Source organism: Cellulomonas sp. P5_C6 (assembly GCF_054049635.1).
Genome location: NZ_JBFULZ010000121.1, coordinates 1 through 12032, shown reverse-complemented (window position 1 = coordinate 12032; position 12032 = coordinate 1). Strand labels below are relative to the sequence as shown.

Below are 12032 nucleotides of genomic sequence, written 5' to 3'. Positions count from 1 at the left end.
CGGCGGCCCTGCGCGCGGGCGCGGGCTTGCCGCTCGCGGACGTCGCCGGCTTGCGGGCCGGGACGCCCTTCGGGTCGGGCTTGCGGGGCTCAGCCACCGTGCACCTCCTGGGTGACCTGGGGGGTCGTCGTCGCGGACTCCTGCGCCTGCGCCGCGGCAGCCGCCCTGGCCAGCGCGCGCGGCGACGGCGGGAGCACCTGCCCGGGCAGCGGCGGCACGGGGTAGCCGCCCGCGTAGGGGTCGTACACCTGCGGTCCTGGTGGTCGCTTCGGGCCGGTCGGCGCCTTCTTCTCGGGGATGAGGAAGGAGATGATCAGCGCGACGAACACCAGGCCCGCGATCCCGAACAGCAGCGGACGCAGCTCGACGCCGGAGAACTGCCGGACGCCCTGCACCACGCCGACCGCGACCACCCAGATGAGCGCCGCCGGGATCAGGATCTTCCAGCCGATCTTCATGAACTGGTCGTACCGGAAGCGCAGCACGGAGCCGCGGATCCACACGAAGATGAACATGAAGAACCAGAGCTTGGCCAGGAACCACAGCACCGGCCACCAGCCGTGGTTGAACATCCCGTCGTTGATCGCCGAGATGGGCCACGGCGCACGCCAGCCGCCCAGGAACAGGGTGGTGGCGACCGCCGAGACGTTCAGCATGTTGATGTACTCGGCGAGGAAGAACCACGCGAACTTCATCGACGAGTACTCGGTCATGTAGCCCGACACCAGCTCGCCCTCGGCCTCGGGGAGGTCGAACGGCAGGCGGTTGGTCTCCCCCACCATCGAGATGAGGTAGATGAGGAACGCCGGGATCAGCGGGATGAACCACCAGATCGCCGTCTGCGACGTGACGATCTGCGACGTCGACATGGAGCCGGCCACGATGAACACGCTGACCAGCGACAGGCCCATCGCGAGCTCGTAGCTGATGACCTGCGCGGTCGACCGGACCGAGCCGAGCAGCGGGTACGTGGACCCGGACGACCAGCCGCCGAGCACGATGCCGTACACGCCGACCGACGCGCACGCGAGGATGTAGAGCACGGCCACCGGGAAGTCGGTGAGCTGCAGCGGCGTGAGCACCCCGAACAGATCGACCTCCGGGCCGAACGGGATGACGGCGAACACCAGCAGCGAGCAGAACACCGCGATCATCGGGGCGACGATGTAGACGAGCTTGTCGGCCGCCTTGACCGTCATGTCCTCCTTGACCAGGAGCTTCATGGCGTCGGCGAGCGACTGCAGCAGGCCGAAGGGGCCGTGCACGTTGGGGCCGGGCCGCACCTGCATGCGGGCGACGACCTTGCGCTCGAACCAGATCGCGATGAGCACGCTGGTCAGCAGGAACACGACGATGGCGACGGCCTTGATCAGCCAGATCCACCAGGTGTCCTGGCTGAAGTCGGCGGTCACCGGAGCCACCGCGTCGACGATCAGGGGGGTCATGCGCCCACCTCCTCGGTCTGCAGGTGACGCCCGACGGGCGCGAGCCGCACGACGTCGCCGGCGTCCGCGTGCAGCGCATCGCGCAGGCCGCTCCCGGCCGCGTTCGTCGGCAGCCACACCACGTGGTCCGGCATGTCCGTGACGACCGCCGGCAGCACGATCGTGCCCGCGTCCGTCGAGACGCCGAGGTTGCCGCCGTCCGACACGCCGAGCGCCTCCGCGGTCCCCGCCGAGATGCGGGCCACGGGCCGCTTGGCGGTGCCGGCCAGGAAGGGCTCGCCCGACTGCAGGCGGCCGGCGTCGAGCAGCTGGTGCCAGGTGGCGAGCACGGCGTGGCCGGGCGCGACGGCGGGCGGCTCGGTGGCGGCCACGTCGGGCGCGTTCAGGCGAGCTCCGTCCCAGCCGCCCAGCTGGTCGAGCTCGGCGTGCACCGCGGCCAGCGTCTGCAGCCCGAGCTCCACGCCGAGGGCGTCGGCCAGCCGGTCCAGGACGCGGTGGTCGGCCATCGCGTGCGAGACGAGCGCCTGCGGGAACGGCCGCGGGCGGCCCTCCCACGTGACGAAGGTGCCGGACTTCTCGGTCGGCGGTGCCACGGGCAGGACGACGTCGGCCCGCTCGGTGACCTCGGAGTGCCGGACCTCGAGCGAGACCAGGAAGGTCACGCGGTCCAGCGCCTCGCGCGCGATCGCCGGGTCGGGCAGGTCGGCCGGCTCGAGGCCGCCGACGACCAGGCCGCCGAGGCGACCGGCGCGCGCGGCGGCGAGGATCTCGGAGGTCGAGCGGCCCGCCGCGGAGGGCAGGTGCTCGACGCCCCACACGGCGGCGAGGTCGACGCGGGCTGCGGAGTCGGCGACCGGGCGGCCGCCGGGCAGCAGGGACGGCAGCAGGCCGGCCTCGACCGCGGAGCGCTCGCCCACGCGGCGCGGGATCCAGGCGAGCCGGGCACCGGTGCGCCGCGCGAGCCGCACGGCCGCCGAGAACCCGCCGGGGACCCCGGCCAGGCGCTCGCCGACGAGCACGAGCGCACCCTCGGTGCCGAGCAGCTCGGCGGCCTGCGCCAACGCGTCGTCGGTGCCGATGCCGTCGAGGACCTCGGCCTCCGTGCCGGGCGCGGCCGGGAGCAGCGTGCCGGACAGGCGCTGGAGCCCGCGGCTCTCGAGCGCGGCGACCGACAGCACCTTGGTCTTGCGGTGGATGACCGAGTCCCGCAGCCGCAGGAACGCGATGCCCGCCTCCTCCTCGACCTCCAGGCCGACGAGCAGCACCGCGGGGGCGCGGTCGAGGTCCGCGAACGTGACCTCGAGGGTGCGACCGGCGACGTGGTGGCCGAGGAACGTCTCCTCCTCCGCCGAGTGCGGGCGGGCGCGGCCGTCGACGTCGTTGGTGCCGAGCGCGACCCGGGCGAACTTGCCGTACGCGTAGGCGTCCTCGAGGGTCAGGCGACCGCCGGGCAGGACGGCGACGCCGGTCGCGGTGTCGCGCGGGTCGTCGGGCGCCTCGGCCGCGCGCAGGCCGGCGGCGGCGACATCGAGGGCCTCGATCCAGCTGGCGGGCTCGAGCTCACCGTTTGCGTTGCGCACGAGCGGCGTGGTGATGCGGTCCGGCGCGGACTGCCACGTGAACGCGAACCGGTCCTTGTCGGTGATCCACTCCTGGTTGACCACCGGGTCCTCGCCCGCGAGCCGCCGCAGCACGACGCCGCGGCGGTGGTCGATACGGATGGCSGAGCCCTGCGAGTCGTGCTCGCCGACGCCGGGGGTGGAGACCAGGTCGAACGGACGCGACCGGAACCGGTACGCCGCGCTGGTCAGTGCGCCGACCGGGCAGATCTGCACGGTGTTGCCCGAGAAGTACGAGGCGAACGGGCGGCCCGAGGTGTCCTCGGCGGCCGCACCCAGCGGCGCCTCGCCGGCGAACCCCAGCACGGCGGTGTCGAACGTGCCGATCTGCTGGTTGGCGCCGCGCTTCTGCAGGTCGATGAACACGTCGCCGGCGATCTCCTCGGAGAACCGCGTGCAGCGCTGGCACAGGATGCAGCGCTCCCGGTCCAGCAGGATCTGCGTCGAGATGGCGATCGGCTTGGGGAACGTGCGCTTGACGTCGACGAACCGGGTGCTGGCGCGCCCGTTGCTCATCGCCTGGTTCTGCAGGGGGCACTCGCCGCCCTTGTCGCACACCGGGCAGTCCAGCGGGTGGTTGACCAGCAGCAGCTCCATGACGCCGTGCTGGGCCTTGTCGGCCTCCGGCGACGTGTGCTGCGTCTTGACCTGCATGCCCGGCGTGGCCTCGAGGGTGCAGCTGGCCTGGGGCTTCGGCATCTTGGCCAGCGCGCCGTCGCGGCCCGGCGCCCAGACCTCGACCAGACACTGGCGGCACGCGCCGGCGGGGGCCAGCAGCGGGTGGTCGCAGAACCGCGGGATCTGGATGCCCAGCTGCTCGGCGGCCCGGATGACGAGCGTGCCCTTGGGCACGGCGGTCTCGATGCCGTCGACGGTGAACGTCACCGTCTCGCCGGCAGGCTCGGCGGGCGCGACCGGGGCGGCGGGGACCAGGGACGTCGTCGGCCCGGAGGACAGGATCGTCATGCGTGCACCCCAGCGAGCACTGAGTCGTTGACCTTCGGTCTGTAGGCAAACAGGCTGCTCAGCTCCGGCGGGAACAGCACGTCGGCGGGCGTGTGGGTCCCCGCCACGAACTCCTCGCGGAAGTACTGCACCGCCGAGGTGATCGGGCTGGTCGCACCGTCGCCGAGGGCGCAGAACGCCTTGCCGAGGATGTTGTCGCACAGGTCGAGCAGCAGGTCGATGTCGGCGAGCGTGCCCTGCCCCGCCTCGATCCGCTGCAGCACCTGCGTGAGCCAGTAGGTGCCCTCGCGGCACGGGGTGCACTTGCCGCAGGACTCGTGCTTGTAGAACTCGGTCCAGCGGGTGACGGCCCGGACCACCGACGTGGTCTCGTCGAAGATCTGCAGCGCGCGCGTGCCCAGCATCGACCCCGCGGCGCCCACCGACTCGTAGTCCAGCGGCACGTCGAGGTGCTCGGCGGTGAAGATCGGCGTCGACGAGCCGCCCGGGGTCCAGAACTTCAGCTCGTGGCCCTCGCGGATGCCGCCGGCCATCTCGAGCAGCTCGCGCAGCGTGATGCCGAGCGGCGCCTCGTACTGCCCCGGCCGCGTGACGTGGCCGGACAGGGAGAACAGCCCGTGTCCCGTGGAGCGCTCGGTGCCCATGGACTTGAACCAGTCCGCGCCGCCGACGACGATGCCCGGCACCGACGCGATCGACTCGACGTTGTTCACGACCGTCGGCCGCGCGTACAGGCCGGCGACCGCGGGGAACGGGGGCTTGAGCCGCGGCTGACCGCGCAGGCCCTCGAGGGAGTCGAGCAGCGCCGTCTCCTCGCCGCAGATGTACGCGCCCGCGCCCGAGTGCAGCGTGATCTCCAGGTCGAAGCCGGAGCCGAGGATGTCGGTGCCGAGGTACCCGGCCGCACGGGCCTCCTCGATGGCGAGCAGCAGGCGCCGGTACACGTGCAGCACCTCGCCGCGCACGTAGAGGAACGCGTGGTGGCAGCCGATCGCGTAGCTCGTGATGATCATGCCCTCGATGAGGTGCTGGGGGCTGGCCATCATCAGCGGGATGTCCTTGCAGGTCCCCGGCTCGGACTCGTCGGCGTTGACCACCAGGTACCGCGGTCCGCCGTCGGGCGCGGGCAGGAAGCCCCACTTCATGCCCGTCGGGAAGCCCGCTCCTCCGCGGCCGCGCAGGCCGGAGTCCTTGACCATGGTGACGACGTCGGCAGCCAGCATGCCGAGCGCGCGGCGCAGGCCGCGGTAGCCGCCGGCGTCCTCGTACGACGCCAGCGACCACGAGCGGTCGGCGTCCCACGTGTCCGTCAGCACCGGGGTGAGGGTCGTCGCCATCACGACTCCTTCGCGTCGTCGGTGGACTGCTTCTTCTGCTCCGCCGCCGGCGAGACGTCGGCAGGCGTGGTGACCGGGCGCTCGGCGCTGGACTGCTCGCCGCCGACCTTCGGTTCGTGGCTCCCGGCGGATGCGCCCGTCGAGGCGAACGCGGGCGCCGTCCAGCCCTCGGCCCGGGCCAGCTCGAGCCCGCGCAGCGTCGGCACCCCGGCGCCGACGCCCTCGTCGGCCCGGCCGTCGCCGAAGCCGGCGAGCACGCGGGACATCTCCGTGAACGAGCACACGCTCGCGGCGCCGCGCGTGGGGACGACCGGCTTGCCGGCGGTGAGGTCGTCGGCGATCTGCCGGGCACTCTCGGGCGTCTGGTTGTCGAAGAACTCCCAGTTGACCATCACGACCGGCGCGTAGTCGCAGGCCGCGTTGCACTCGACGCGCTCGAGCGTGATCACGCCGTCGTCCGTCGTCTCGTCGTGCCCGATGCCCAGGTGGTCCGAGAGGTCCTCCCAGATGGCGTCGCCGCCCATGATCGCGCACAGGGTGTTCGTGCAGACGCCCACCGTGTAGGTGCCGTTCGGGTGGCGCTTGTACTGCGTGTAGAACGTCGCGACCGCGGACACCTCCGCGGTGCTCAGGCCCAGGTGGGAGGCGCAGAACGCGATCCCGCGGGGGCTGACGTAGCCGTCCTCGGCCTGCACCAGGTGCAGCATCGGCAGCAGCGCCGAGCGCGCCTGCGGGTAGCGGGCCACGATGACGTCCGAGTCGGCCGTGAGGCGCGCATGGGTCTCGGCGTCGTACGCGGTCTTGTGCGTACGGCTCGTCTCGATGGACATCAGCGGTCCACCCCTCCCAGCACCGGGTCGAGCGACGCGACGGCGACGACGACGTCGGCCACCTGTCCGCCCTCGCACATGATCGACGTGGCCTGCAGGTTGTTGAAGCTCGGGTCGCGGAAGTGCGCCCGGTAGGGGCGTGTCCCGCCGTCGGACACCAGGTGCACGCCGAGCTCGCCGCGGGGGTGCTCGACGGTCTGGAACACCTGACCGGCCGGCACGCGGAAGCCCTCGGTGACCAGCTTGAAGTGGTGGATCAGGGCCTCCATCGAGGTGCCCATGATCTCCCGGATGTGGTCGAGCGAGTTGCCCATGCCGTCGGACCCGATGGCCATCTGCGCGGGCCAGGCGACCTTCTTGTCCGCCACCATCACCGGTCCGGGGCCGATCTTCTGCAGGCGGTCCAGCGTCTGCTCGACGATCCGCATCGACTGGTAGCACTCCTCGAGCCGCAGCACGAGGCGCGCCCACGAGTCGGCCGACTGCGCGACCGGGACCTCGAAGTCGTACGTCTCGTACCCGCAGTACGGGTTGTGCTTGCGCACGTCGTACGGCAGGCCCGCCGACCGCAGCACCGGGCCCGTGATGCCGAGCGCCATGCAGCCGGCCAGCCCGAGGTAGCCGACGTCCTTGAGGCGCAGGTGCAGGATCGGGTTGGCCATCATGAGGTCTTCGAGCTGCTTGAAGTAGCCGCGGACCACCACCAGCGCCTCGCGGATCGTGTCGATCGCACCCGGCGGGATGTCCTGCGCGACGCCGCCGGGGCGGATGTACGCGTGGTTCATCCGCAGGCCGGAGATCAGCTCGAAGACCTTGAGGATCTCCTCGCGGGCCGTGAAGCCGACCGTCATGATCGTCGTCGCGCCCAGCTCGTTGCCGCCTGTGGCCAGGCAGACCAGGTGCGACGTGATCCGGTTGAGCTCCATCATCAGCACCCGGATGACCGTGGCCCGCTCGKGGACGTCGTCCGTGATGCCCAGCAGCTTCTCGACCGCCAGGCAGTACGCGGCCTCCTGGAACAGCGGCGCGACGTAGTCCATGCGCGTGCAGAAGGTCACGCCCTGGGTCCAGGTGCGGAACTCCATGTTCTTCTCGATGCCGGTGTGCAGGTAGCCGATGCCCGCGCGGGCCTCGGTCACCGTCTCGCCGTCGATCTCGAGCATGAGGCGGAGCACGCCGTGGGTCGACGGGTGCTGCGGGCCCATGTTGACGACGATCCGCTCCTCGCCGAGGCGGGCGGCCTCCTCGGCGATCTCGGACCAGTCGCCGCCGGACGCCTCGAAGGAGGGAACACCCTCGGTGTCGGCGTCCACGACGTGCGGTGTGGCACGGGGTGTCTGGGTGGTCATCGGTACGACCTCCGCTGGTCCGGGGGCGGCACGGTGGCGCCCTTGTACTCGACCGGGATGCCCCCGAGGGGGTAGTCCTTGCGCTGCGGGTGGCCCGGCCAGTCGTCGGGCATCTCGATCCGCGCGAGCCCCGGGTGCCCGTCGAAGATCATCCCGAAGAAGTCGAACGTCTCGCGCTCGTGCCAGTCGTTGGCCGGGTACACCGACACGGTCGACGGCAGGTGCGGGTCGGAGTCGGGGACCGCGACCTCGAGCCGCAGGCGGCGCGAGTGGGTCACCGAGACCAGGTGGTAGACGGCGTGCAGCTCGCGGCCGACGTCGTGCGGGTAGTGCACGCCCGAGACGCCCAGGCTGAGCTCGAACCGCAGGTCCTGGTCGTCCCGGAGAACTTGGGAGACCTCGACGACGTGCTCGCGCGCGACGTGCAGCGTGAGCTCCTCGCGGTCGACGACCACGGACTCGACCGCCGCGTCGTAGCCGGTGCCCGACTCGTCGAGCACCTCGGTGAGGATGTCGACGACCTCGTCGAACCAGCCGCCGTACGGCCGCTCGCTGGGGCCGGGCAGCGCGATCGCCGTGACCAGCCCGCCGTAGCCGGAGGTGTCGCCCGAGCCGGTTGCGCCGAACATGCCGCGACGGACGTCGACGACCTCGATCTGCGGCCGCCCCTCGGCGGGGATGTTCTGCGACCCGGCCTCGAGCGCAGCCTCGCTGGTCGGCTGCGCGGCGGTCGTCGCGTCGCCGGGCTTCGCGGCGTCGGCGGCGTCGGTCTTCTCCGTCACTTGAGCAGCCCCGTCATCTGCGACGTCGGCGTCGCGGCCAGAGCAGCGGCCTCGGCAGCCGCGGCCGCCGCCTTGCGGTTGCCGCCGAGCGGCTCGTTCTCGATCTGCTCGTGCAGCGCCAGGATCGCGTTGATGAGCATCTCGGGCCGCGGCGGGCAGCCGGGCAGGTAGATGTCGACGGGGATGATGTGGTCGACGCCCTGCACGATCGCGTAGTTGTTGAACATGCCGCCGGAGCTGGCGCAGACGCCCATCGAGAGGACCCACTTGGGCTCGCTCATCTGGTCGTAGACCTGGCGGACCACGGGTGCCATCTTCTGGCTGACGCGGCCGGCGACGATCATGAGGTCCGCCTGGCGCGGGGACGCGCGGAACACCTCCATGCCGAAGCGGGAGATGTCGAACCGGCTGGCACCGGCCGCCATCATCTCGATGGCACAACAGGCCAGGCCGAACGTGACCGGCCACAGGGACGCCTTGCGGAAGTACCCGACCAGGTCCTCGACCGTGGTGAGCAGGAACCCCGACGGTGCCTCTTCGATGCCCATCTCAACACTCCTTCATGAAAGCGTTCAGTCCCACTCGAACCCGCCGCGCTTCCACTCGTAGACGAACGGCACCGTGATGATCACCAGGAACCCGATCATCGCGACCAGCCCGAACAGGGCGAGGTCCGTGAAGCTCACGGCCCACGGGTAGAGGAAGACCACCTCGATGTCGAAGATGATGAAGGTCATCGCGACCAGGTAGTACTTGATGGGGAAGCGGCCGCCGCCGATGGCGTGCGGGGTGGGCTCGATGCCGCACTCGTACGCCTCGAGCTTGGCGCGGTTGTACCGCTTGGGGCCGAGGATGACGCTCGAGCCGACGCCCCCGAGGGCGAGCACGGCGGCGATGCCCATGAGGAAGAGCAGCGGGACGTACGGGTTGGTCATCGAACGTCACTCCACTTCTTTGTGGTGGGGGTGTTCATGCGGCGGGGGCGATCCGGGCGAGCCCGGCGATGACCCGGTCGACCAGGTCACCACCCTTCGGCTCGTAGCAGTCGGACAGGAGCTTGAGCACGAACTTCATGACGAGCGGCCGCGGCAGCCCGTACCGGGTGCACACCCGCATGACCTCGGGGTGCTCGATCAGCCGGACGAACACCCGGCCGAGCGTGTAGTACCCGCCCAGGTCGTCCTTCATCCGGCCCTGGTACGTGGCGAACGCGCGCTCGCGGCCGGCGGCGGTCCCGCGCGCGAGCCCCTGGGCGATGGCGTCGGCGGCGACCCGGCCGGCCTGCAGGCCGTACGCGATGCCCTCGCCGTTGAACGGGCTGATCATCCCGGCAGAGTCGCCCGCCAGCATGAGGCCGTTGGCGTACAACGGCCCGCGGTTGAACCCCATCGGCAGCGCGGCACCCTTGACCGGACCGACCTGGTTGTCGGGCGTGAACTCCCACTCGGCCGGCACGTGGCGCATCCAGGTGGCGAACAGCTTCTTGTAGTCGACCTTGGTCGCCGCCGCCGTCGACGCCACCGAGCCGAGCCCGACGTTCGCCGTCCCGTCGCCGAGCGAGAAGATCCAGCCGTAGCCCGGCATCAGGTTGTCGTCGTCGTCCCGGAGCTCGAGGTGGCTCTCCATCCACGGGTCGTCGTGCCGGGGGGTCGTGAAGTAGGTGCGCACCGCGACGCCCATCGGGCGGTCCATGCGCTTCTCGAGGCCCATCCCCGTGGCCAGACGCGCCGAGACCCCGTCGGCGGCGATGACGATCGGCGCGCGGTACGTGACCGTCTCCCCGTCGACCTTCGCCTGCACCCCGACCACCCGCCCCGAGCGCTCGTCGCGCACCGGACCCGTGACGTTGGTGCGCTCCTGCAGCTTGGCGCCGGCCGCGCGGGCGTGGTCGGCCAGCGTGTGGTCCAGCGACATCCGCGACTTGGCCAGGCCGTACGACGGGTAGCTCGACAGCTCGGGCCACGCCAGCTCGAGACGGTGACCACCACCGAGCACCCGCAGGCCGATGTTCCGGATCCAACCGTCCTGCTCGCGGATGGGGAGCCCCATGCGCACCAGCTCGGCCACCGCGCGGGGCGTCAGACCGTCGCCGCACACCTTGTCGCGGGGGAACTCCGACTTCTCCAGCAGCAGGACGTCGAGGCCCGCGGAGGCGCAGTGGAACGCGGCGGCGGACCCTGCTGGGCCCGCGCCCACGACGATGACATCTGCGTCATCGTGCGTTGTTTCCACCACCAGTGACCCCACTTGTGACGATGTTCACGTACTGCTCCCGGCGAGTGTAACCAGCACCCCCAGGGCTGTCTGCGAAGGCACTCCTTACCTCGTAGGAGCGGGTGAAGAACGGGGTGTGATCTGCCGGTTGACCGCGCGATGTTTCCGGGGCGGGGCGCTGCGGTCGGGCTCCGACGGAGCCCATCATTCACCCAAGCGGGTGCATCCCGCCGACCCTGCGGCGAGCCCGTCCGTCGGGGTCCGTCAGTTCTCCGCGCGCCGGGACCGGCGGCGGGCCGCCAGCAGCAGGAACCCGACGACGATCGCGCCGAGCGAGATGCCCGCGGCCCGCGCGATCTCGGCGCCCGTGTGCGCGAGTCCGCCGGAGGCGGGAGGCGCGGCGTTCGCGGCGCCGGCCGGCGCGGTCGCGGGGGTCGTCGGGGCGACTCCGGGACCGATTCCCGTCTGCACGAGGGTCACCGCGTCCAGGACCGCCGCCACGCTGACCTGGCTGGTGAGCGGTGACGAGGCCGCGAAGGTCACGACGAGCGGGATGCGCGCCGTGCCACCCGGGGCGAGATCGGGCCCGTGCCAGCTGGTGCCGCCCGGCGCCGGGGTGCCGTCGATGCTCAACGAGAGGTCCCCGGCGAGGGTCCCTGGGGTCACGCCCAGGTCGTCGGCGACCTCGAGATCCACCCGCGCGGGATCACCCGTGGCATTGCGGACCCAGAGAGCCGACGAGATGACGTCGCCGGGGACGACGACGCTCGGCGACGCGAACAGCATTCCCGGAAGTGTCGCGGACCACGAGGTCCCGTCGAGTGAGAGCTCGAGCGGGTCGGCCGCCTGCGCCGCGGCCGCGGGGACGATGGTCGACGCACCGACGAGCAGCAGGGCACCGATCAGCCGCACGCTCTGCACCCGCGTCACCGCGATCGCCGGCCCAGGATCGCGAGCCCGACCACGAGCCCGGAAAGAGCAACCACGGTGACGACCGCGCCGGGCGCGGGCGAACGTCGGCGAGCGCGGTCCTCCGTCGCCGAACGCGCTCGCCGGAGCGGCGCCGTCGGCGACGGGGATGCGCGCTCGATCACGACGTCGCTGTAGGCGACCGTCACGTCGGGTACCACGACAACCGCATCGGACGGGTCGTCGGTCGTGGCCTCGTCCGGGCGTACGCGGCGGAACCGGTCCCGCACGCCGCCGCCGACCAGCACCAGCCCGTAGAGGATCAGCGCGCCGGCGACGCCCTTGAGCAGCCAGCCGGGCCGGTTGATGCCCACCCACGTGTTCACGTACCCGAGGTACGGCAGGTGGTAGGCGACGACTCCGCGGATCTGCACGGCGCGCACGGGCGGGTCGGCCGCATTGTTGGCGTCACCACGGGTGACGAACTGCCGTTCTCCCGTGGAGGTCCACCCGAGACCGACCACGCGATGCGTGACAACCTCCGGGCTCGCCGACACGCGTTGGTAGGTGACGACGTCGCC

The 12032-nt window shown here is 71.6% G+C and carries 10 protein-coding genes and 1 pseudogene; all 11 read right to left on the bottom strand.

Annotated elements, in window-relative coordinates; genetic code table 11:
* Positions 1 to 89: 89 nt before the first annotated feature.
* On the bottom strand, positions 90 to 1445 hold the full coding sequence (nuoH, locus tag ACXJKG_RS13890) for an NADH-quinone oxidoreductase subunit NuoH (protein WP_456846335.1): 1356 nt from the start codon (positions 1443 to 1445) through the stop codon (positions 90 to 92).
* Positions 1442 to 4030: an NADH-quinone oxidoreductase subunit G gene (locus ACXJKG_RS13885; protein WP_456846334.1), complete on the bottom strand. Its 2589-nt coding sequence runs from the start codon at positions 4028 to 4030 to the stop codon at positions 1442 to 1444. The genes nuoH and ACXJKG_RS13885 overlap by 4 nt, the downstream gene beginning before the upstream one ends.
* Complete coding sequence (gene nuoF / locus ACXJKG_RS13880) at positions 4027 to 5367, bottom strand: NADH-quinone oxidoreductase subunit NuoF (RefSeq protein WP_456846333.1); 1341 nt, start codon at positions 5365 to 5367, stop codon at positions 4027 to 4029. Before nuoF ends, ACXJKG_RS13885 begins: the two co-directional genes overlap by 4 nt.
* Positions 5367 to 6197: an NADH-quinone oxidoreductase subunit NuoE gene (gene nuoE / locus ACXJKG_RS13875; RefSeq protein ID WP_456846332.1), complete on the bottom strand. Its 831-nt coding sequence runs from the start codon at positions 6195 to 6197 to the stop codon at positions 5367 to 5369. The genes nuoF and nuoE overlap by 1 nt, the downstream gene beginning before the upstream one ends.
* Complete coding sequence (locus ACXJKG_RS13870) at positions 6197 to 7546, bottom strand: NADH-quinone oxidoreductase subunit D (RefSeq protein WP_456846331.1); 1350 nt, start codon at positions 7544 to 7546, stop codon at positions 6197 to 6199. Before ACXJKG_RS13870 ends, nuoE begins: the two co-directional genes overlap by 1 nt.
* Positions 7543 to 8328, bottom strand: coding sequence for an NADH-quinone oxidoreductase subunit C (locus ACXJKG_RS13865; protein WP_456846330.1), 786 nt, complete (start codon positions 8326 to 8328; stop codon positions 7543 to 7545). The genes ACXJKG_RS13870 and ACXJKG_RS13865 overlap by 4 nt, the downstream gene beginning before the upstream one ends.
* Complete coding sequence (locus ACXJKG_RS13860; RefSeq protein ID WP_421743496.1) at positions 8325 to 8876, bottom strand: NuoB/complex I 20 kDa subunit family protein; 552 nt, start codon at positions 8874 to 8876, stop codon at positions 8325 to 8327. Before ACXJKG_RS13860 ends, ACXJKG_RS13865 begins: the two co-directional genes overlap by 4 nt.
* Before the next feature lie 24 nt (positions 8877 to 8900).
* Positions 8901 to 9263 (bottom strand): NADH-quinone oxidoreductase subunit A, encoded by a 363-nt coding sequence (locus ACXJKG_RS13855; RefSeq protein ID WP_456846329.1) that lies wholly within the window; start codon positions 9261 to 9263, stop codon positions 8901 to 8903.
* A 34-nt stretch (positions 9264 to 9297) separates the two neighbouring features.
* Complete coding sequence (locus ACXJKG_RS13850) at positions 9298 to 10524, bottom strand: geranylgeranyl reductase family protein (RefSeq protein WP_456846328.1); 1227 nt, start codon at positions 10522 to 10524, stop codon at positions 9298 to 9300.
* 282 nt (positions 10525 to 10806) lie between these two features.
* Positions 10807 to 11454 (bottom strand): hypothetical protein, encoded by a 648-nt coding sequence (locus ACXJKG_RS13845; RefSeq protein WP_456846327.1) that lies wholly within the window; start codon positions 11452 to 11454, stop codon positions 10807 to 10809.
* A 14-nt stretch (positions 11455 to 11468) separates the two neighbouring features.
* Positions 11469 to 12032, bottom strand: a pseudogene (locus ACXJKG_RS13840) (hypothetical protein); the annotation flags it as partial.